The 21,878-nt window shown below is 52.2% G+C and carries 18 protein-coding genes; 8 read left to right on the plus strand and 10 right to left on the minus strand.

What is annotated here, in order from left to right; genetic code table 11:
• Nucleotides 1–13: 13 nt before the first annotated feature.
• From NOR51B_RS01400 to NOR51B_RS01415, 4 genes are all read left to right on the plus strand, one after another.
• Entirely contained in the window at nt 14–637 is a 624-nt protein-coding gene (locus tag NOR51B_RS01400) for a class I SAM-dependent methyltransferase (protein WP_081443864.1), read from the plus strand.
• A complete protein-coding gene (locus tag NOR51B_RS01405) occupies nt 624–2,495 on the plus strand; it encodes a sulfatase-like hydrolase/transferase (RefSeq protein WP_009019178.1) in 1,872 nt (623 codons plus the stop codon). Before NOR51B_RS01400 ends, NOR51B_RS01405 begins: the two co-directional genes overlap by 14 nt.
• Before the next feature lie 672 nt (nt 2,496–3,167).
• Nucleotides 3,168–3,584: a pilin gene (locus NOR51B_RS15830; protein ID WP_009019020.1), complete on the plus strand. Its 417-nt coding sequence runs from the start codon at nt 3,168–3,170 to the stop codon at nt 3,582–3,584.
• Between the two features lie 88 nt (nt 3,585–3,672).
• Nucleotides 3,673–5,799 (plus strand): hypothetical protein, encoded by a 2,127-nt coding sequence (locus NOR51B_RS01415; RefSeq protein WP_009020876.1) that lies wholly within the window; start codon nt 3,673–3,675, stop codon nt 5,797–5,799.
• Between the two features lie 381 nt (nt 5,800–6,180).
• Here the strand turns inward: NOR51B_RS01415 and rffA are convergent, their stop codons facing one another.
• The 5 genes from rffA to NOR51B_RS01440 are packed head-to-tail and all read right to left on the minus strand — an operon-like array spanning nt 6,181 to nt 10,263.
• On the minus strand, nt 6,181–7,308 hold the full coding sequence (rffA, locus tag NOR51B_RS01420) for a dTDP-4-amino-4,6-dideoxygalactose transaminase (RefSeq protein ID WP_009020655.1): 1,128 nt from the start codon (nt 7,306–7,308) through the stop codon (nt 6,181–6,183).
• Between the two features lie 9 nt (nt 7,309–7,317).
• Complete coding sequence (locus tag NOR51B_RS01425) at nt 7,318–7,716, minus strand: GtrA family protein (protein ID WP_009019643.1); 399 nt, start codon at nt 7,714–7,716, stop codon at nt 7,318–7,320.
• Entirely contained in the window at nt 7,713–8,501 is a 789-nt protein-coding gene (locus NOR51B_RS01430; RefSeq protein WP_040481529.1) for a GNAT family N-acetyltransferase, read from the minus strand. Before NOR51B_RS01430 ends, NOR51B_RS01425 begins: the two co-directional genes overlap by 4 nt.
• 2 nt (nt 8,502–8,503) lie before the next feature.
• The gene (locus tag NOR51B_RS01435; RefSeq protein WP_009021598.1) at nt 8,504–9,430 is read right to left on the minus strand and encodes a glycosyltransferase family 2 protein; all 927 of its coding nucleotides are present in this window, start codon (nt 9,428–9,430) and stop codon (nt 8,504–8,506) included.
• Nucleotides 9,427–10,263, minus strand: coding sequence for a class I SAM-dependent methyltransferase (locus NOR51B_RS01440; protein ID WP_009019534.1), 837 nt, complete (start codon nt 10,261–10,263; stop codon nt 9,427–9,429). Before NOR51B_RS01440 ends, NOR51B_RS01435 begins: the two co-directional genes overlap by 4 nt.
• 532 nt (nt 10,264–10,795) lie before the next feature.
• On the opposite strand from NOR51B_RS01440, the gene pilB reads away from it, so the two are divergent.
• The 4 genes from pilB to coaE are packed head-to-tail and all read left to right on the plus strand — an operon-like array spanning nt 10,796 to nt 15,252.
• Nucleotides 10,796–12,526 carry a type IV-A pilus assembly ATPase PilB gene (gene pilB, locus NOR51B_RS01445; RefSeq protein WP_009020317.1) on the plus strand — a complete coding sequence of 577 codons (1,731 nt, stop codon included), beginning with the start codon at nt 10,796–10,798 and terminating at the stop codon, nt 12,524–12,526.
• A gap of 23 nt (nt 12,527–12,549) precedes the next feature.
• Nucleotides 12,550–13,758 carry a type II secretion system F family protein gene (locus NOR51B_RS01450; RefSeq protein ID WP_009020882.1) on the plus strand — a complete coding sequence of 403 codons (1,209 nt, stop codon included), beginning with the start codon at nt 12,550–12,552 and terminating at the stop codon, nt 13,756–13,758.
• A 28-nt stretch (nt 13,759–13,786) separates the two neighbouring features.
• On the plus strand, nt 13,787–14,647 hold the full coding sequence (locus NOR51B_RS01455) for a prepilin peptidase (protein WP_009019743.1): 861 nt from the start codon (nt 13,787–13,789) through the stop codon (nt 14,645–14,647).
• Nucleotides 14,644–15,252, plus strand: coding sequence for a dephospho-CoA kinase (gene coaE, locus NOR51B_RS01460; protein ID WP_009021114.1), 609 nt, complete (start codon nt 14,644–14,646; stop codon nt 15,250–15,252). The genes NOR51B_RS01455 and coaE overlap by 4 nt, the downstream gene beginning before the upstream one ends.
• Here coaE and mutT read toward each other — a convergent pair.
• From mutT to lpxC, 5 genes are all read right to left on the minus strand, one after another.
• Nucleotides 15,224–15,619: an 8-oxo-dGTP diphosphatase MutT gene (gene mutT / locus NOR51B_RS01465; protein ID WP_050759508.1), complete on the minus strand. Its 396-nt coding sequence runs from the start codon at nt 15,617–15,619 to the stop codon at nt 15,224–15,226. The two genes, coaE and mutT, sit on opposite strands and share 29 nt — an antisense overlap.
• A gap of 119 nt (nt 15,620–15,738) precedes the next feature.
• Entirely contained in the window at nt 15,739–16,935 is a 1,197-nt protein-coding gene (argJ, locus tag NOR51B_RS01470; protein WP_009020942.1) for a bifunctional glutamate N-acetyltransferase/amino-acid acetyltransferase ArgJ, read from the minus strand.
• A 2-nt stretch (nt 16,936–16,937) separates the two neighbouring features.
• Nucleotides 16,938–19,664, minus strand: coding sequence for a preprotein translocase subunit SecA (gene secA, locus NOR51B_RS01475; protein WP_009021476.1), 2,727 nt, complete (start codon nt 19,662–19,664; stop codon nt 16,938–16,940).
• Between the two features lie 78 nt (nt 19,665–19,742).
• Nucleotides 19,743–20,666 carry a M23 family metallopeptidase gene (locus NOR51B_RS01480; RefSeq protein WP_009020736.1) on the minus strand — a complete coding sequence of 308 codons (924 nt, stop codon included), beginning with the start codon at nt 20,664–20,666 and terminating at the stop codon, nt 19,743–19,745.
• 162 nt (nt 20,667–20,828) lie between these two features.
• Nucleotides 20,829–21,749, minus strand: coding sequence for a UDP-3-O-acyl-N-acetylglucosamine deacetylase (lpxC, locus tag NOR51B_RS01485; RefSeq protein WP_009020629.1), 921 nt, complete (start codon nt 21,747–21,749; stop codon nt 20,829–20,831).
• Nucleotides 21,750–21,878 lie beyond the last annotated feature (129 nt).

Below are 21,878 nucleotides of genomic sequence, written 5' to 3' on the forward strand. Positions count from 1 at the left end.
CTAAGGACCTAGGTTGAATAGCAGCAACTCTAATCGAGTCATTGCGGCATACAAGAGGTATGCTCCGTTTTATGATCTACTTTTTGGGCAATTGCTCCAAAACGGAAGAGAAGAAATGGCAAAATGGATTGAGCAAATAAGCCCAAAAAGTTTGTTAGAGGTAGGAGTGGGAACAGGCTTAGCTTTATCGCTTTATCCCGAAAAAACGACCGTCGTAGGCATCGATATTTCATTCGATATGCTAACTCGCGCTAAGGCGCAACTGCGTGAAACTTCAGGTGAGCAGGTAAAATTAATTCTCGCTGATGCTGAAAACCTACCTCTACCAGACAACCACTTCGATTGCGTTACTGCACCCTACGTGCTTTCGGTGACACCTGATCCATCCGCGCTGATGCACGAAATGAGAAGGGTATGCAAACCGAATGGTAAAATAATAATCGTCAATCACTTCAAAGGCGCTGGTATATGGAGCTTTGCCGAACAGGTCGTCTCGCCCCTCTCAAATTACATTGGCTTTCAGTCAAACTTCTCTATAGAAAATTTAGACTCCAAACACTGGGAAATTGAAAAAATACAAAACGTAAACCTGCTGTCACTATCAAAGTTGGTATTACTGAACAATGCGACGTCATAACACCGCAGTCAGAGCCGGCTACCTGATTGCTCTTGAGTTTCTTGTCTGGCTCATGCCAGCCTTCGCGTTTCTATTTATCTACATAAACTTCTTCGGAGCGCCGACAAGCGCTATCACACCACACCTCGAGATAATCTCCACAATCGCTTTCTTTTTTATCAGCCTTCGCTGGTATATCATGGCAAATGCGATCTTGGCTCCAATAAAATTTGCGACCATCATAATTTACAGCGCAGCACTCACCTTAATAAGTGTTTATTATGTGCTAATACTGGTCGGCCTCGATAGCTGGGGTAGGGTGGCCACTTGGCCTTTAATCCGAACTTATATCAAACAATGGAGCCTCCTAAGCGAAGTTCTAGGTGTTTCCCCACTTATATTCCTCACCATAATTTCGCTTTCCATATTAGCGCTTTCCCTACTACTTCGCCGCTTTCTAGGCTATCTAAACTGGCATGTTGCATTAAATAATGCCGGAGTGACCTCGGAAATAGCGCCTCTCGCATTAGGCGCAGCTTCTTTAGTCATGACAATAACCATATATATGGGTATAACGATCCCTCGCAACGACGCTGAACCTATCGCGAAAACATTTAACCCTTTAGGCGGATTCAATAGCAGCCAAAGCCACCTAATTGACACACTTGAATTCAACCGAGGCACCGTAGACCAACTTGATAATTATCGGAAGAGGAAAGATCCGCAACTAAAAAGAAATGTCGTTATTATTGTCGGAGATGCCCTCCGATACGATCACTTAGGGATACTAGGCTATGAAAGGGAGACTACTCCCCACCTAGATCGGCGGCAACGCACTAATCCATTTGAATACAAATCGAAAATCCACTCTACTTGCGCCGAATCTTTCTGTGGATTGATGAGCATTGCGCGTTCAAAATACGTGAAAGATTTTCGTACGCACGATGTGACGCTTCAACAGGTTCTCTCGGCGAGCGGGTTTGAAATCATGTTAGTATTGGGCGGCGATCACACTAATTTTTACGGGCTGGCAACGCAACTCGGTCCTTCGGATTACTTTTGGGATGGCTCGCTATCGGCAGGATATCTGAACGATGACTTTAAGGTCATTAAGGTAATAGAAAGCTTAGATACGTGGGCAGGGAAACCAACATTCCTACAAATCCATTTGATGTCAACGCACGCGCTTGGAAAACGTCACCCAGAATTGAACTCGTATATGCCTTCAAAAAATTATTACTCCAAGGCGTTTCGTCAAGAAAATAAAGCCAATCGACGATCTTATTTCAACTTTTATGATAATGGAGTAATAGGTTTTGACCATGCGATAAATGAAATTCTCGGGTTATTGGAATCCAAAGGTTATTTAAACGACACGTTTTTAGTTATAACCGGAGACCACGGTGAGGCGCTTGGGGAGCACGGTCATTACGGGCACCAGGCGAGCCCGTTCGAGCCACTGATTCAGATACCGCTATTAATGAAAAGATTTGGCTATAAAGGCCCTAAACTCTTGAAAAGGGTTTCGGCGTCACAAATTGATATAGCCCCGACGATACTTCAAGAAGTTGGCCTAGAAGAACCTAGATCTTGGCAGGGCTTGAGTCTGAGCCACCTCTATGAAAGAGACTTTTCCTACTTTCAGCAAGGTAATAACATAGGTCTATTCGACTTCAGGGACAACGATAATATATGGAAGTTTTGGCTGGATGTAAATTCTAGCGAAGAATATATCTTCAATATATCAAAAAACGTGGATGAGACGCAGAACCAATCGCATAATATTTCCAAAAACCTAAAACTCACATGGATGACAAAGGTAGCGTCCAGTGCCCTTGCTTCCGGGCAGTCGAATTCTGGGACGGAAGGCTCAAAATGATCAAACAGAAATAGGAAAACACTATTGACTTTATAAAGTTTAGATGGCGTCTGAGTACTCATACGAGCTATCGATGAAGATTAAACTGGCCGTCAGATACGCCGCGCATCACCAGCCAATACGTCGCCAACTAGTCTCACCGAGCGCTGGTCTCTAAGCCGCAGATGCACGGGACAGTAGAAAGCATGGCTGCCGGTGCGAGTGTGCGGAACGTGCGCGACCCGACTTACGAGCCCGTCGCGCCTCACTGTGGCGCTAAACGTCGCAATGTAGGCAGCCTGCGATTAAATATCTTGGGGATCGCGCCAGCCAATGGGCTATACGGAGCAGGAATTATGAATTTGCGCTCGACCTTGACTGAGATAACAATGGCAAACGCCCTCTTTGTGGCTTTGCGAAAACCATCCTCGGTAAGCCTTACTCGCATAGTGCTGACAATTTTTGTCAATTTCGCACCACCCGCGTCATCGCCACTAAGTATAAGCTCGAAAGATTTATCGTATCGAGGTAATGCGTCTCTGACTAAACCTAGACGCCGAGACACCGGCGGCTAAAAGCAGCTTATTTTGAAGATTGGCAAGCTTATTGCTTAACATTACGCACGCGAGCCGCCGTTAGAATCTGGGTAGCCAGAGCTGGCTCGCCTCACTGTGGTAAATAGGAGAAATCAGAATGCTACAAATTGACAATATGGCAACCCGAAAACAGAGTGGTTTTACGCTCATCGAACTGATGATCGTAATCGCCATCATCGGTATTTTGGCTGCAGTTGCTCTGCCCGCTTATCAAACTTACGTCAAGCGCGCAAAGTTCTCTGAAGTTATTTTAGCCACCTCGACCGTAAAATCTCAGGTTGAAGTATGGGCTCAGAAATATGGTGTCTTACCAGTCGCCGCGCAAGTCAACACGGGCGGCGGAAACTCGGGAAATTTCGTAACATCCCTTACTTGGGCCGCGGGAGTAATCAACGCCACGGGCAGTGCTGACGTCGACAGCCAAACCTTCACATTAACGGCTACGCTGGACACTAACTTCGACACCGTCAGATGGACCGAGGGCGGGAGTTGTGTAGCGGCAGGCTTTTGTTAATTTCTTCGATCTAAGTCCAGCTGTATAAGATAAGCCGGGGCGTCTTTTTGACGGTCCGGCTTTTTTACATTGGATATGAATTGCAAAAATGGCGCCAAATAAAATCAAATATAATATCGCGCAGGCTAGCTGGATAAACAAAAGCACTCTTGTACTCGTGCTGATTACCGTAGCGATCTCGTTTTATGGGGCAGTAACTTCGGACAATGGCACTTACGACCAATTTTGGCATGTTAAAGTTGGGATAGATTTGTTATATCGGGGCTTATCTCCCTTAATAGATCACTATAGCTTCACCTTCGAAAACTCATCTGTAAAACTCCAGCCTTATCCGTTTCAGATTCTATATGGCTTTCTGGAACGACGATTGGGGTTCGAGCACGCTACGATCGCGCTTAAATCATTCTTTTTCCTGACTTTTTTAATATCACTTTTCTTCTTAATCAAATGTTCTGACGCGAAAGGGCTAGTAGCTGCTCTGGGCCTAGCCGCAAGCACATACTTTATACAGCAGCGGCTAGTCCCTCGCCCCGAAATAGTCGACTTTACGCTGCTTAGCATCGCCGCCATTCTGTATTCGATGGCGGATCGCGAGTTTTCGCCCAAGAATGTGGCAGCAATACTAGTTCTATCGCTGGCTTGGGTAAATTTTCACGCCGGCATAATCCCCTACGTGATATTTTCGGGGTTATACATTCAAAAGTTTTATGACTTTACTAGCAAAGGCACGCATAAAATCGCCAGCGAATGGCCACTTTTTTGGGCCTCAGGGTTGATATTGCTCGTTGTTGGCTGGGCCAATCAAGACATCGCTCACCCGATAATCAACGCTCTTCAGTTTTCTGATTCCTGGGATCGAATTTCCGAACATCAATCTTCCTTAATCCTGATCGGCGAAGGCAGTGCAATTATTGCTTTTTGGGCTGTCGCACTCAGCGTGACGGCCTGGGCAGTGGCGTCGAGAAATATCGGTATTGCCATCGTTTGTTTGATTTTTATCTATGCTTCGATTGATCGAATAAGAATGATATCAATGGCCGGCGTAGCAATTTCGGTACTCTTTTTCGTTATGGCATCTAATGAGCGAAGCAAAGTTACATTTTTGACTTTGTCGGTAGGCATTAGGGCTCTTTTAGTTCTATTAGGACTCGCAGCGACATTAACGTTCGTAGCGAACTTTCACTACGTTCCAAAAAAGATCCCGAGGTACTCCGAAACAATACCCTCTGACGTTGTAGACTACCTAAAGGCGCAGTCCGGCAGAGGTGGTAATATCTTCAATATGTACCATCAGGGCGGCTATTTGCTGTATAGACTCCCACCGACATACAAGATTTTTATTGATGGTAGAACGGGAATTCTTTACCCCCCATCCCACTTTCTCAAATTTAATCAGTTCACAGACAGTCACCCCGGTAAAGCTCGCGACCTAGCTGCTCAATATCAGATCGACCTGGCAATTTGGCCCTTTTCAAAGCTAACACATCTATCAATTGGAAAAGATTTTAACCTTACACCAGAGTACATTGGGAGCAGTAATGTTCTCTACTCCAAAACTGGCGGTCTTCAGGAAATTGCTGATATTTTGATGTTTCCATCATGTACGCCAAAAATTATTGAACACATGAATAAAAACAAAATGAAAGAGATAATAGATGCCCAGAAACCCAGGAATGAAATTCTAAAAGAACTCACTTTCGCCCTAGAAAGTGTACCTGTCGGAGTAGATGGATTTTTGGAATCTACCAATCTAATGAAGAATTCAATTTTCTATCGAGATGCCTATCTTAGGCCCCTCATGTATTCGGCAATCTCCCAAGAGGACTACGAACGTACAAAGAAAGCTTTCGAAGCACTTTCGAACAGAAGCACTTTAGATCTTATCGTTATGGCTTATAACGCAAGAGACAATAAAGATACTGACTTCCAGACTAGCTTGCTCGTCGCCGTAATGACTAGTTACTGGGAGGACTCCTCGCCAGAAAGATTAATCACGAGACCACAGGCTGTTAAGATTTTAGAGCTTTATACCACTCTTGCGCTCGACACAGAATCAAATGAAGGAATAAATAATTTAGCAAGAAACTTCTCGAAGCGGCATCGCATCGAAATGAATCCGAGTCGAAGTACCAGCTTAGATAACTACATTTACACGGATCACTGCGAGTCGCTGCTAAGCATGAGCGGTGCGCCTTTACCTGATATTGCATTCTGATCCGCGAGACGACTATTAAGTAGCCTGACAAATCTTTTGATGCCCATCATTGGAGACCAGCACAGGGATTAGGTCGTAGAAAGATTGTTTATCAGTGAGGCGTAATATGTAATCGAAAATTTTATTCTCATGAATGCAGACTCCACTGCTCTCAAGGATCAGGGTTGCAGAATTCCATAGTGCACTCGACGGTTCCGATCAGTATGAGACAATAACTTTCATCCAAAAAGATGAAGTTAGCGTAGGAATATTAATCGAGAAGTTTGGACTTTGCTGATTACCTGAGCGTAATAGCGTCGGCCGGCGTCTCTTGGCTATTAGCGTGGAGAAGTAATACCCACCATTGCCGCGGCTTCGCCACCAAAGGCAAATCAAACGCTGTTAGTGAAGAGAGCCTAACGCCGCTTCGATCACCCTGTGTTGCTCCTCCTCCAACCCCAACCAGAGCGGCAAGCGGACGATACAATCGGATAACTCATTAGTGACTGGCAATTCACCACTAGACCGGCCAACCCTGGCACCTTGTGGTGAACTATGCAGAGGCACATAATGAAAAACACACTGGACATCCTTAGCCCTCATTTTTCGAATAAAATCGGTGCGATCCGCTAAATCTCGCAAAACCAGATAATAAATATGCGCATTATGGCCGCAACCGTCGGGAATTGATGGTCGGCGTAAACGACCCGCACGCTCTAGCGGGTAGAACGCCTCATGGTACCTCATCCATAGCTCGCGGCGACACGTGGTGATGCGCTCAGCCTCCTCAAATTGAGCCCAGAGAAATGCCGCAACCATCTCTCCTGGCAGATAGGAAGAGCCTGTGTCGACCCAGGTATATTTATCGATTTCGCCACGAAAAAACTTACTGCGATTTGTGCCCTTTTCCCTGATGACCTCGGCTCTATCTACGAGAGTCGGATCGTTCACCAGAAGCGCGCCCCCTTCACCTGCAATAATGTTTTTAGTTTCGTGAAAGCTAAAGGCCCCCAAATGACCAATTGCCCCAAGCGGTCTGTCGACATAACTAGCCATAACTCCCTGTGCAGCATCTTCGATAACGAGCAGTCCGTGGCGCTCCGCGATAGCCATAATGACATTCATATTGCAGCCGACACCGGCGTAATGCACCGGCACGATGGCTCGAGTACGCGGCGTAATAGAGGGCTCGATTAATCTCTCGTCTAAATTGAACGTCTCTGCGCGAACGTCGACGAAAACCGGTACAGCGCCACGAATGACGAAGGCATTAGCAGTGGACACAAAGGTATAGGAAGGCATTATCACCTCGTCGCCCGGCTTTATATCAGCTAGTATGGCCGCCATCTCTAATGCAGCAGTGCAGGAATGCGTCAACAGAGCCTTTTTACAGCCCGTAACTTGCTCCAACCAAGTCTGACATTTTTTAGTAAATGGCCCATCGCCTGCTATTTGCCCATTGGCATGGGCCTGTGCAATGTTCCGGAGCTCTTCGCCGCAGAGGTATGGCTTGTTAAACACAATAGTCATTAGCGATTGTCAGTCCATAACCGATGAATCAGTTGCACGAAACACCCAATAGCGTTGCAGAAGAAAAAGCAAGGGAGCGACCACGAAAATCACGACCCCTTGGATAAGCTGATGGGGAAATTGATAGAAATCAACTAATATAAGAAGTGCTGCAAGATTAAAAAAATAAGCAAGAAAGTAAATCAAAGCATACCTTGAAAAAGATATACAGAACCCGCCTTCATAATCGAAAACCCAGTGTTTATTCGCTACAAACGTCTGCAGCATCCCTGCTACAAACAAAAGGGTCATTGCGCTTTTGTGGCCAAGTTCTAACGATGTAAGCAGCAAATAGAGAAAAAATAAAAAACTGTTGGAGATTAAACCCACCACGGCAAATCGGAGGATCTGCAATCTCCAGTCAGTCATGCGAGCTCATTAACCCAATGAAACGTCTTCTCTGGCGCAATAAATCGAAAGCCAAGCTTGGCATACAGATTGAGCACTCGGCTATTCCCAGCTGATATCGTCGTTGTTACCGAGCGGTAACCTGCCATCTGATGGTGCCGAAGCATTGCCAACCAGGCCCTGTACCCATAACCGCGTCCTTGCCAGCGAGGATTAATCGCCGTCAGATGCCAATAAATTTCTTGGTTCCGCTTGTGTTCTACTACAAAAAAACCAACCAAGCGCTCGCCGTCCATAACCTTTAACAACCTCTGGGATTCATGGCACAAGCTAGCTGCTACCCAACGCCCATATCTTTCATCTGCCCGCTTGGAGTTAAATCTTGGGTCGATATGATAGCGTTCGTACCCAAAAGACTGTTTGGCCACGTCAACCAGAATATCAAGGTCGCTGCTATTGGCAGTCGCTACGTTTAAGTTAACGGCCTCAAAAGATCTATGTTGCAGACGATTTAGACAAGGATGCAGTACCGTTTCGATAAATTTAAAATTACGGGCCTCAAGGAACATCGACTCACGAATCCGCTCATTCGGCAGTCGGCAACTTACAACGCCAACTTTTTCTTTTGCCACCCACCCTTCATAGTTTTTAAAGTCATAAAATGCTGCTCGTTGATCGAGCAACTCAAATTCCTGCAATTGCAAAACTCGGGTAGAGAATACCACGCTATCCCATGACACTTCTCTGGCAATTAATCTGATATTAGGTGTTTCCAAGGCAAATTCGAGAAGTGCAGTAGCAGTCATGCCTAACTGCTCTCATCATCAGTTCTTTGGAAGACGACATATGGGGGTCGCTCCATAATCCTGAGATGCATTCTGGCCAAATACTCTCCGATGATACCTAAGGCCATCAGCTGCGCTCCCGAGAAGATAGTAATAATTGAGGCCAGAAACATAAAACCGGGGACGGAACTTCCACTGATCAACCAACTAGAAAGTACGTAAACTAAGACGAGCAATCCGAAAAACGCAAAACAAAATCCCATCATGCTGGCTATTTGTAACGGTCGGGTGGAAAAACCCGTCATCATATTGAATGCGTGACTGATAAGTTTACGCGAGGTGTAGCCGGACTTGCCAAAGCGACGCGGGGAATGCTCCACGGGTACCGCTGAAAAATTCGTTGTCGCCCAAGTCAACAGCACGTCGATATTGACGGTGGCGCTCCGGTAGTCAGAAAAAGCATCGCGAAGTCGGGTTCTAAATACTCTGAGCGCGGCCACCTGCCGAGCGTTTGCAGCACCAATCGCGCCTTCTAATGCTAGCTTTGTAATATGAGAGGCCAGATCGCGAAATAAACCATGCTGTTGATGGGCTGGTGGCCCATACACCACGTCAAATCCATCGTTTAATTTCGCGAGTAACTTCGGAATCTCCTCAGGTTGATGCTGAAGATCGTCATCTAAGGTAACAACTATCTCACCCCGAGCTTCACGTATTCCACAAAGCAAAGCATTATGCTGACCATAGTTACGGCTCAGGCGTAAACCTCTGACATGTGCGTCTTGCTCTGCTAAATCTTGAATGGCCTGCCATGACACGTCGCCACCGCAGTCTTCAATGAATATAATTTCAAAACCGTCTGGAAAGTTTTCAAATACAGCTCCAATGCGAAAATGCAATTCGCGCAAGCTCTCCGCAGACCGGTATACGGGAATAAGGAAGGAAATCATAATTTACGAAAAATGCCGAGAATAGAGGTGCCCCATGGGAAACGCACCCAGTGACCCAACGGTGTCTCGGCTGCAAACACAGCTGCAAGCGAAAAATTTATTAACCTGTGCGGCACTCTATGGCTATTTTTCAAGAACGTTCTCTGCTGTTCAGCTGTCATCTCAAGCACACCCGAACGCTGTCGAAATAGCCAATATAAAGGGCTTAGCAGAAACATGAAGTATCGAGCATCCAATAGCTCTAACCCACTGTGCTGCGCGAGCTGTGCGTAATCTTCTACGCTGTATCGTCGCTGGTGATTTACAAGCACGTCATTGTAACTCCAAAATTGCTTCAAAGCCGGCGTCGTTACGAACAACAGACCGCCTGGTTTTAGGATCCGTGCGGCGTTGCGCATGGCATGGTCATCATTCGGCAAGTGTTCAATGACATCGAGGAGAAATGCGATGTCCCATGCCTTCTCCCAGTCCAGATTCATTAGGTCTACTTGATACCGCGAAATATTGGGCGACATTAGACTCGCCGCCATATCCAAAGCCGTGAGAGAAGAATCCGCCAGCGCCAACTCAGCGAAACAAGTCGGCCGATGATCAAAAAGATACTTTACCCACCCGCCGACACCTCCGCCAAGGTCAACACAAGTAAGGGGTGGAGCGCTAGCTGGCAGAAAGCGGTCCAGTGAAGCCAATAGGAAGCGGTGTCGTCCGCGATACCAAAAATGATTCTCCTGCATTAACCGGAGGGAATAAAAGCTGGATTGATCATACTCATCATCACGGTGCTTAACCGGCTTTGCTGGACGCTTGATACTATCAGTGGACCTTAATTTCATCACACCCCCCAGAAACTACCTGCACAATACGTTCCAATATGTATTTGCCATAGGCGTATAGAACTGCATTAGCTTCAGCATTCACCGGTGAAAATACTTTAAAAACAAGCTTTTATCGATACCAACACCTTCTTTATTTAGCACCCCAAAATTGGTGTAGTAAGAAGTATTTATGTCGTCTTAGCGCGGCAATTCTTGGGCCTTTAGCTGGCACCAGAAAATCTGATGATTGGCTAGCCATAGATGAAATCAACGCAACCGCCTGCTCCACAACTAGGCACGAGGTTTTGAATACAGCATAAAAATCTATGAGGGCCAACACTGTATCGAGCATGTTGCCGCACAGCGAAAATCGAAGCAATCATTTAGCTTCTTTAGTTTGCCTTGCCATGGCTCCTCTGAAAAGCAGAGTACGTGGTCACGCATTAACCTTGCCGGGCGTACTTTTCAGGAAGGCGTGATACACCGTTTCGGAAGAAAAGTCTGTCAATAACGCTATGAAAGCCCCTGCGAAACACGATATATTGGCGAAATGAATGTCAGCGTAAACGGCAAAACCACCAAGCTCAGCGGACTCGCCGGTCGGCTGGTGGAGGATGGCCTTGTCAGCGAAGAACAGGCGGCTTCCGCCGTCGCAGAAGCCGCCAAAGCAAAGGTATCGCTGGTCCGCCACCTCGTAGAGTCCATGGACGTGGATAGTGACCGGCTGGCCAATATTGCCTCGCGCGAATTTGGCGCACCCCTTTTCGACCTCACTGCAATCGCCAAAGAAAGCCTCCCTCAGGAGTTGGTCGACACCGATTTGCTGTCCAAGCATCATGCGTTACCGCTATTTAAGCGTGGTAATCGGCTCTTCATCGCGCTGTCCGATCCGACCAACCTGAACGCGCTCGATGAAATAAAGTTCGCTACCGGTTTAAGCACTGAAGCGGTTCTGGTACCGGAGAGCGACCTAGCCAAAATGCTGGCCGTTGTCGTAGAGCAGGCCGACTCCTTCGCGAATGACATGAATAATCTGGGCGAGGATGGGGAGTTCGACCTCGAAATCTCGGAGGGCGTCCAAGAAGAGGATAGTGACGACCCGGGCAGTGGCGCAGATGACACCCCGATAGTTCGCTTTGTCAACAAAGTGCTACTGGATGCCATCAAGCAGGGCGCCTCGGATATTCACTTCGAACCCTACGAGAAGGAATATCGTGTTCGCTTCCGAACCGATGGCATTTTACAGGAAATGGTCAAGCCACCTCGCAATCTCGCGCCGCGACTCTCCGCACGCTTGAAGGTCATGTCGCAGATGGACATTTCCGAGCGTCGCGTGCCCCAGGATGGCCGCATCCAGATGCGTCTATCCAAAACCCGGGCGATCGACTTTCGGGTTAATACCCTACCCACACTGTACGGTGAGAAGATTGTGCTGAGGATTCTGGATCCCGCGGCAGCGCATATGGGTATCGATGCGCTGGGCTACGATCCGGTACAACAGGAAATGTACATGGATGCCCTCAGCCGACCGCAGGGCATGATTCTGGTCACCGGACCCACCGGCTCCGGTAAAACCGTTTCGCTCTACACGGGCCTGGGCATTCTGAACGACCCGGAGCGGAATATATCTACCGCAGAGGACCCGGTTGAAATCAACATGGATGGGATCAATCAGGTTCATGTCAACCCAAAAGTCGGTCTGAACTTTGCCGAAGCCCTGCGTTCATTCCTGCGCCAGGATCCCGATGTCATCATGGTGGGTGAGATCCGTGACCTGGAGACCGCGGAGATTGCGGTGAAGGCGGCACAAACCGGCCACCTGGTGCTATCCACACTGCACACCAACAGCGCGGCGGAGACCATCACCCGAATGCTCAATATGGGCGTACCCGCATTTAATATTGCAGCATCGGTATCACTGATCATCGCGCAGCGGCTCGGCCGGCGATTGTGCAAGAACTGCGCAGAACCCGAAACAGACGTACCCCACAACACGCTTCTCGAGCTTGGTTTTACCGAAGAGATGCTCGCGAATGCAACTATTCATAAGCCCGTGGGCTGTGACGAATGCAAAGATGGCCACAAGGGTCGGGTCGGCATTTATGAGGTGGTAAAAATCACCAAACGTATTGCGACCGCGATTATGGAAAATGGCAATTCCCTGGAGATTGCCAAGGAGGCGCGGGAAGCGGGTTTCGACGATCTTAGAACCTCCGCGCTTAGAAAATGTGCTGCGGGGCTGATCAGTCTGGCCGAAGTGAACCGCGTAACTACCGACTAATTCAATCATGAGCTAAGCAAGCGATGGCAGCCACCAACACCATTTTTGTCTGGAAAGGTACCGACAAGCAGCGTCGGAATATGCAGGGCGAAATCGTTGCGTCCAGCCTCGCCATAGCCAAAGCCCAGTTGCGCAAGCAGGGGGTAGCGGTAAAGTCGGTTAAAAAGAAACCCAAACCATTATTCGGCAGCGCCAAGAAAATAAAACCTGTCGATATTGCTATATTCAGTCGCCAGATGGCGACGATGATGAAAGCCGGCGTCCCTCTGGTTCAGAGTTTTGATATTGTCTCAGAGGGCGTCGAAAACGAGAGCATGCGAGATCTCGTTACCACGATAAAAAACGATGTCGCCGCGGGCGGGGGATTGGCAAACGCCTTTGAAAAACACCCCAAATATTTCGATGATCTGTTTTGTAGCCTTGTCGCCGCCGGTGAAAACTCCGGCACCCTGGAAACCATGCTCGATCGCGTGGCGACCTATAAGGAAAAAACCGAGCAGTTAAAAGCCAAGATCAAAAAAGCCCTGACCTATCCCATTGCCGTGGTTGTGGTCGCCATTATTGTTACCGGTATCCTGCTGGTCAAAGTGGTACCCACCTTCGCCGAGACCTTTCGGGGCTTCGGCGCCGACCTACCGGGCTTCACCCTTTTCGTGCTGGGCATCTCCGAAGTAGTGCAAAAATGGTGGCTGGCGATTCTGATTGGCATTATGGCGTCGCTTACCGCTTTCGCTCAGGCCCGACGGCGATCGAAACGTTTCTCCGATTGGATTGATGCACTGTCGCTCAAGCTTCCTATAATCGGTGGCATTGTCCACGACGCGGTGATTGCCCGTTTTTCGCGCACGCTTTCAACAACCTTCGCAGCAGGTGTTCCTTTAGTCGAAGCGCTCGATTCAACTGCGGGGGCGGCTGGCAATGCTATTTACTCCAATGGCATTCGTAGAATTCGCGATGATGTCACGTCGGGAACCTCATTGTATGCAGCAATCCGGTCGACGGGCCTGTTCCCAACTTTGCTGTTGCAAATGACCTCCATCGGTGAGGAATCGGGCTCCCTTGATGAAATGCTCGGAAAAGTCGCCGATCAGTACGAGCAACAGGTCGATGATGCGGTAGACAACATGAGCGCGCTGATGGAGCCAATCATTATGTCGGTTCTGGGTGTGTTGATTGGCGGTCTGATGATTGCCATGTATCTACCCATCTTCATGCTCGGATCCGTGGTTTAACGATCCACCGCCACAGCAAGGCGCAGCGATGTCACCCCTGGTCGAACACACCGGCTTTCTCCTGCTTGGGCTTGCGCTCTTCGGCGCTACCATCGGCAGCTTTCTCAATGTCGTCATTTATCGCCTGCCCCGAATGATGGAACAGGGCTGGCGTCGCGACTGTTGCGAGCTACTCGAGCAGGAAGCACCAGAAGAAAAACCCCTTTCGCTGGCCGTCCCCAACTCCCAATGCCCCCATTGTCAGGCACCGATTAAACCCTGGCAGAACATCCCTTTAATCAGCTATCTGGCACTCAGGGGTAAATGCGCCAACTGCGATGGGCCAATCTCCATCCGCTACCCGCTGGTAGAACTGGCCAGCGCCCTGCTTTGCGTCGCGGCTGGAATCACCTTTGGTTATAGCCTCGAGCTGCTCGGCGCGCTGCTGCTTATCTGGGCATCGATCGCGCTCACGGGTATCGATATCGACACCCGGCTGCTGCCAGACAGCATTACCCTGCCGGTGTTGTGGCTTGGCCTGGTATTCAATCTGTTCGGTGTTTTTACCTCGCTGGAGGCTGCCGTTATGGGTGCCATGGCCGGCTACCTCATACTCTGGTCGGTCTATTGGCTGTTCAAGCTGGTCACGGGCAAGGAGGGTATGGGCTATGGCGACTTCAAGCTGCTCGCCGCCTTCGGCGCCTGGTTTGGCTGGCAGTCGCTACCGCTGATTATTGTGCTCTCGTCGTTCGTCGGCGCTGTCATTGGTATTTTGCTCGTCATGCTGAAGCGCAGCGGCCGGGATATCCCCATGCCCTTCGGTCCCTATCTGGCGGGCGCCGGCCTGCTGTTCCTGTTTTATGGTGAGCAACTAACAGCCCGCTATCTCGAATTCAGCGGTCTGCAATGACCTACTGCGTGGGGGTTACGGGCGGTATCGGTAGCGGCAAGTCGGCGGTCACCGATCGTTTGGCGGCACTCGGCATTACCGTGGTCGATGCCGATGTGGCTGCTCGAGAGATTGTTGCGCCGGGGCAGCCTGCCCTCGATGAGATTCGCGAGCATTTTGGTCCGGGTGTTATACAGGCCGACGGCAACCTCGACCGGGCGCAGCTGCGCAAAATTGTCTTTGAAAACCCCAAACAGCGTAAGCAGTTGGAGGCGATCACCCACCCGAGAATTCGCGATCAATTGGCAAGCCAGCTGAATAGCGCAACCTCACCCTACGTCATCCTCGCCTCGCCCCTTCTGCTGGAATCCGGGCAGAACAGCTTTGCCGATCACGTCGTGGTCGTGGATGTACCCGAGTCCGTCCAGCTTGAGCGCACCATGGCGCGGGACAATAACGATGCCGCACTGGTCGAGAAAATAATGGCCGCCCAGCTTCCGCGTCCCGAACGCCTGGCCAACGCTGATACCGTGATTGACAACAGTGGCACACTCGAAGCACTGGACGAGCAGGTTGTGCAGCTACACCAAACACTGCTCAGGCTTGCGCAGCAATCGCCTCAATAATGGGTTGGTTCGCAGCAGGGAATTCAAAGTTTTCAAGCTCGTCTGGCGGCACCCAGGCCAGGGGCTGACCCTCCAACCCTCGGGGCTCCACCTCCCACGCCGTGATCCAGTGCACATCCAACAGCACCGCCTTGTCACTATAGTCGTGGGTAATCTCACAAAGCGGAGCAGTTTCGAGCACCCGGGTACCCAGCTCTTCAAGAAACTCCCGGGCCAGGGCACTCTGGATGGTCTCGCCGGATTCCACCTTGCCGCCCGGAAACTCCCATAACCCGCCCTGGTGGGCGTCAGCGGCGCGACGGGTAATCAAAATTCGGGATTGATCATCCCGAAGCACACCCACCGCCACATGAATCCGGTCAGTCATTACCGTCGCACCAATGGTTCGAAAAATCAGCCTGCCCGGGCACACATGCCGAGGTACAGCCGGCACACGAGTGGGGAGAATCGGCTAACCCAGAGCAGAAACAACGCATGGGTTGAGGATTACGTACGATATTCGGCGTTAATACGCACGTAATCGTAGGACAAATCTGACGTCCAGATGGTGCCGCTGGCCTCACCCCGATTCAGGGTCACACGAATGTTTAGGTCCTCATCGGCCATAGCGGCCGCTCCCGCTTCTTCGGTATAACTCGCCGCCCGGGCGCCGTGTTCGGCAATCAATACGTCGTTGATATGGATCGCCACATCCTCGACCACCAGGTCCGGCAATCCCGCTCGGCCAATGGCGGCGAGCAGCCTGCCCCAGTTCGGGTCGCTGGCGAACAACGCAGTCTTGACCAGTGGCGAGTGGGCGATCGTGTAGCCGATCTGATCACACTCTTCCTGGCTCCTGCCGCCAATCACTTCAACCGCGACAAACTTGGACACGCCCTCGCCGTCGCGCACCAGTCCCTGCGCCAGCTCAAGACACAACTCGGTCAGCGCGTCTACAAATAGAGCCGCCGCACTGAAATCATCCTCACCAATGGCAACGTCGCCCTTGCCGGTAGCACACAGGACCGCGGCATCGTTAGTAGAGGTATCCCCGTCGACGCTAATGCGGTTAAAGCTCGCCAATACCGCCTGGCTCAGTGCCTCATCGAGCACCGGCTTTGCCACTGCAGCGTCGGTGCCAATAAAGGCGAGCATCGTCGCCATATTGGGGCACAACATACCCGCGCCCTTGGCCATACCGGTGATGGTTACGGTATCGCCATCAATGGTGACCTCGCGGGACGTCAGCTTGGGCCGGGTATCGGTGGTCAGGATGGCCCAGGACGCCCGCTCCCAACCAGTGGACGACAGATCCGCGAAGGCATCGGGCAGCGCTTGCTCAATACGCTCCACGGGTAGCGGCTCGCCAATCACACCGGTTGAAAACGGCAGTACTGCGTTGGCGCGGGCGCCACCGAACTGCGCGACTGCCTCGCAAGTACGAAACGCCGCCTTCATCCCCGGCTCACCGGTACCTGCATTGGCATTACCCGTATTGATCACCAGATGGGTCGGGCGGTGATAGCCCACGCCGAGGTGTGCTTTGGCAACCCGCACGGGTGCTGCGCAAAACGCGTTCTGGGTAAATACCGCGGACACCGCGGTGCCGTGGGCCAGCTCGACAACCGTCAGGTCGTCGTGATCGGGTTTCTTGATGCCCGCCTGAGCCACACCCAGTCGGATTCCGGCAATGGGTAGCGCCAAACTCAAGCCAGGGCTCCGTGACACTGCTTGTACTTCTTACCGCTACCGCAGGGGCAGGGATCATTGCGCCCCACCTTGGGCTGGTCGCGAACGACCTGCTGCGGCTTGGCGGGTGGCGCCGCAGGCGTTCCCGCCTGATCGGGACCTCCTGCCTCGGTGGCAGCCACATTGGCCTCGGCATGCTCGAACGCCAGCTGCTTGCGCGCTGCTTCTTCCCGCCGCTGCCGCTCGAGTTGCTCCGCCTCATTCTTGTTCTGAATCTGCACATGACTCAGAAAGCGAATCACCTCGTACTTCAACCGGATCAACAAGGACTCAAACAGCGCAAACGACTCCCGCTTGTACTCCTGCTTGGGGTTCTTGTTGGCATAGGCGCGCAGATGAATCCCCTGGCGCAGCTGATCCATGGTCTGCAGATGCTCCTTCCACAGGGTATCGAGCACCTGAAGCATGATCTGCTTCTCCAGATGGCGCATACCCGGACCGGCCTCCCCGGCCTTGGCGTCGTAAGCACCCTGCACCTCGGCGACTATGCGCTCACGGAGGCTCTCCTCGTGCAGCGAAGTATCCGCCTCAAGCCACTCAGCAACCGGCAGCGCCGTCACGAATTCCGCCTCCAGATGCCGCTCCAAACCGGGAACATCCCACTGCTCCTCAACACTCATCGGCGGCACAAAGGTATCGATGGCCTCGTTGACCACATCCCGCCGTATCGTGGTAATCGTCTCGCTGACATCAGTCTCGCTCAGCAGTTGGTTGCGCTGCCTGTAGATGATCTGACGCTGGTCGTTGGCGACATCATCGTATTCCAGCAACTGCTTGCGGATATCGAAGTTGCGCCCTTCCACCTTGCGCTGGGCTTTCTCGATGGCATTGGTCACCATCTTGTGCTCGATCGCCTCGCCCTTTTCCATACCGAGGGCCTGCATAAAGCCCTTGACCCGATCGGAAGCAAAAATCCGCATCAAACTGTCTTCCAGCGAAAGATAGAAACGGGTCACACCCGGGTCACCCTGTCGTCCGGCACGACCCCGCAGCTGGTTATCGATGCGCCGGGATTCATGGCGTTCGGTGCCGAGGATGTGCAGACCGCCCGCTTCCATCACCGCATCGTGCCGGCGCTGCCATTCCTCGCGAATCGCGGCTTTCTTCTCCTCGCCGATATCCCCTGCGGCTTTCAGTTCCGCATCGAGGCTGCCGCCGAGCACGATATCGGTACCGCGACCGGCCATGTTGGTGGCAATCGTCACCACGCCCGGGCGCCCGGCCTGGGCAATAATTTCCGCCTCCTGCGCGTGGTATTTGGCATTCAGTACCTTGTGCTCGACCTTCTCCGCGCGAAATTTTGCCGAGAGTTCTTCCGAGGTCTCGACCGACGCGGTACCGACCAGCACCGGCGCGTTGCTCTCGATACAGGATTTAACATCCTCAACAATGGCATCGAATTTCTCTTCCTGGCTCAAATAAACCAGGTCGTTGAGGTCGTTTCGCACCATGGGTTTATTGGTGGGCACCACCAACACGTCGAGCCCATAAATCTGTTTAAATTCAAACGCTTCGGTGTCGGCAGTACCGGTCATACCCGAGAGCTTGCCGTACAGGCGGAAGTAATTCTGGAACGTGGTCGATGCCATGGTCTGGCTCTCGTTGTGAATCGACACGCCCTCCTTCGCTTCGATCGCCTGATGCAAACCCTCGGACAGGCGACGACCGGGCATGGTTCGACCGGTATGCTCGTCGATCAGCACCACCTGCCCCTCCTGAACGATGTACTCCACGTCCCGTTGAAACAGGACATGGGCCCGAAGCCCAGTGTGCACGTGATGCAGTAACTTCAGGTTGGTGGCGGCGTACAGGCTGTCACCTTCTTCCAGCAGTCCCGCTTCGACCAGCATCGCCTCGGTTTTCTCGTGTCCGTCCTCGGTGAGCTCGATCTGGCGGTGCTTCTCGTCGACCGTGTAGTCGCCCTCGACCTCGTCGCTGGCTTCAGTCAACTTGGGGATCAATCGATTGACCGCCTTGTAGAGCTCCGAGCTATCCTCAGCCGCGCCGGAAATAATGAGCGGCGTCCGCGCTTCATCAATCAGGATCGAATCCACCTCATCAACAATGGCAAACGAGAGGTCGCGCTGTGCTTTGTCCGCGAGGGCAAAGGCCATGTTGTCCCGGAGGTAATCGAAACCGAATTCATTGTTGGTGCCGTAGACAATGTCGCACTGATAGGCGGCGCGCTTTTCCTCGGGGCTTTGCCCGGCGCGTATAACGCCGACACTCATGCCGAGAAATTCATACAGCGGTTGCATCCAGGCGGCGTCGCGGCTGGCCAGGTAATCGTTGACCGTCACCAGATGTACGTTATTCCCCGAAAGTGCATTCAGGAACGCGGGCAGCGTCGCCACCAGGGTTTTACCCTCACCGGTGCGCATTTCCGCGATGTTGCCTTCATGAAGAGCAATACCACCGATCAACTGCACGTCGAAATGACGCAGGCCGAGGGCACGCACGCCGGCCTCGCGGGCCAGGGCAAACGCCTCGGGCAAGACCTGATCCAGGGTGGCACCGTCGGCGACCCGCGCCTTGAGTTCGTCGGCTTTCGCCTTGATCGCCGTATCATCCAGCGCCTGGATGTCTTCCTCCAGCGCGTTGATCTGCTTGACGACCTTGGAGATGCGCTTGAGCTCGCGATCATTGCGCGTGCCAAATATTTTCTTTAGCGATTTAACAATCATGGTATGGACTTCGATAGATAAAGTGATGCGGACGCCAGCGCCCGGTGAGGTGCCCGGGAGGGCAGGACTCGAAGAAAATCAGCGCCGGTTGCGGCGGATATAAGAGGCCGGATCGACCGGTCGTCCGTGCTTGTAGACTTCAAAATGCAGATGCGGTCCGGTGGAGCGGCCACTGCTGCCCATCAGCGCAATCGGCTCGCCCTGACGAACCAGATCGCCCACGGCAACCAGGTTTTCCTGATTGTGGGCGTAGCGAGTGATCAGGCCATCGCCATGGGAGATATCCACCATGGTGCCGTAACCCGCACGCTCGCCACTCCAGCTCACTACACCACTGGCAACGGCGATGACGTCGCTGCCCTCGCGACCGGCAAAATCAATACCATCGTGCCAGGCTTTGCGGCCGGTAAAGGGGTCGGTGCGACTGCCGTAGGGCGAAGACAACCAGCCCGCCGCTATCGGACGACCGGCGGGAATACTCTCTTTGCGAATTTCTGAGTCCAGCAGTAAACCGATGAGGATATCCAACTGGGATTCCCGGTCATCGAGGGTGGCGCTCAGGCGGGCAAAATCGTTTTCGACCTCTTTGGGGTCAATCCCGGCAGACAGCGACGCCGCGGGTCCGCCGACGGCGGGCACCAAATCAAAATCAAACTCGCCGTTATCGAGCCCGGCCAACTCGGTCAGGTGAACGCCCAGCGCGTCGAGTCGAGTCAGGCGCGCCTGTAACTCGGCCAACTTCCGTGTCATGGCGGTCAGGCGGTTCTCTGCGTCGGCGCCGAGCTGCGCCAGCGCATTGGCGCGGGCACTCGCCGCGGCCTCAGCCGCACTGATGCGTTCGTGGAGCGCGTCCTCAGCACCATTCGCCTGGCCCAGCTGGTAGCCCAATGCGGTCAGCCCCAGGGGCAGGCCGAGCACACAGGCCGAAACCACCGCCCACGACCAGCGGCCAAGCTCGATGGCTCGGGATCCGGCTTTACGCTGAACGAGAATGAGTTTCAATTAATAGCTCAAAAATCAGGGCCGCCAATGATGCCACGACTACGCCCCGGAGCAAAGTCGCCAAATGCGACCGTCGCGCCGCCGGGATCGTCCAAGAAAGTCAAAAACGGGCTGAAGAATTCAGCCGTGAGTCACGTGTCTGGGGTCGGCGCTGAGCGGGGGTCAGGCGGTGGCGAGACCCGGGTTGCCACCGAACGCGATGGGCGAGGTCTCGGCTTCGTCCTCGAAAGTCACCATTTCCCAGGCGTCTTCCTCGGCAATCAGGGCTCTTAATACCGCGTTGTTCAGGGCGTGGCCGGACTTGTGGGCCTTGAACTCGCCTATCAGGCTATACCCGAGGAGATACAGATCGCCAACAGCGTCGAGCACCTTGTGCTTTACAAATTCATCCTCGTAACGGAGGCCGTCCTGATTCAGGATTCGGTACTCGTCCACGACAATCGCATTGTCCACACTGCCGCCGCGCGCGAGACCTTTCGAGCGCAGGTATTCGATCTCGTGCATGAAACCAAAGGTCCGTGCGCGACTGACTTCCTTGACGAAAGAGGTGGTGGAAAAATCGATCTGGGCATGAGCCGATCGATCACGGAACACGGGGTGGTCAAAATCGATGGAAAAAGACACCTTGAAGCCATCGAAGGGGAGAAGGCTGGCGCTTTTATCACCATCGGTCACGGTAATCGGTCGCTTGATCCGAATAAAACGTTTGGCGGCGTTCTGCTCTTCAATACCGGCGGACTGCAGCAGGAAGACGAACGGGCCGGCACTGCCATCCATAATCGGCACTTCCGGCGCTGTGACGTCGATGTAAGCGTTATCGATACCGAGTCCCGCCATCGCGGACAACAGATGTTCCACGGTGGAGACTCGGTGCTCACCCAATCCCAGACTGGTCGAGAGCGTTGTATCACCGACGTTTTCGGCGCGGGCGGGGATTTCCGCGACGGGGGAGACGTCGGTGCGTCGAAAAACAATGCCATTGTCGACGGGAGCCGGACTGAGCGTGAGAAACACTTTCTCACCGGTATGCAGCCCAATACCCGTGGCCTTGATCGGGTTTCGCAACGTTCGCTGTCTGATCATGCTCACACTTTCCTGTCCGTTCGCAACAACCGAGCACCAAGGCCCTGCCGCTGCGGTTACCGCAACGTTATCCGAAATTACAACGACCCCTGCGGGATCGAAAAAACTCCGGTCGTTTCGGCGGACGCT

It is taken from the genome of Luminiphilus syltensis NOR5-1B, assembly GCF_000158175.1.
GTDB classification, from domain to species: Bacteria; Pseudomonadota; Gammaproteobacteria; order Pseudomonadales; family Halieaceae; genus Luminiphilus; species Luminiphilus syltensis.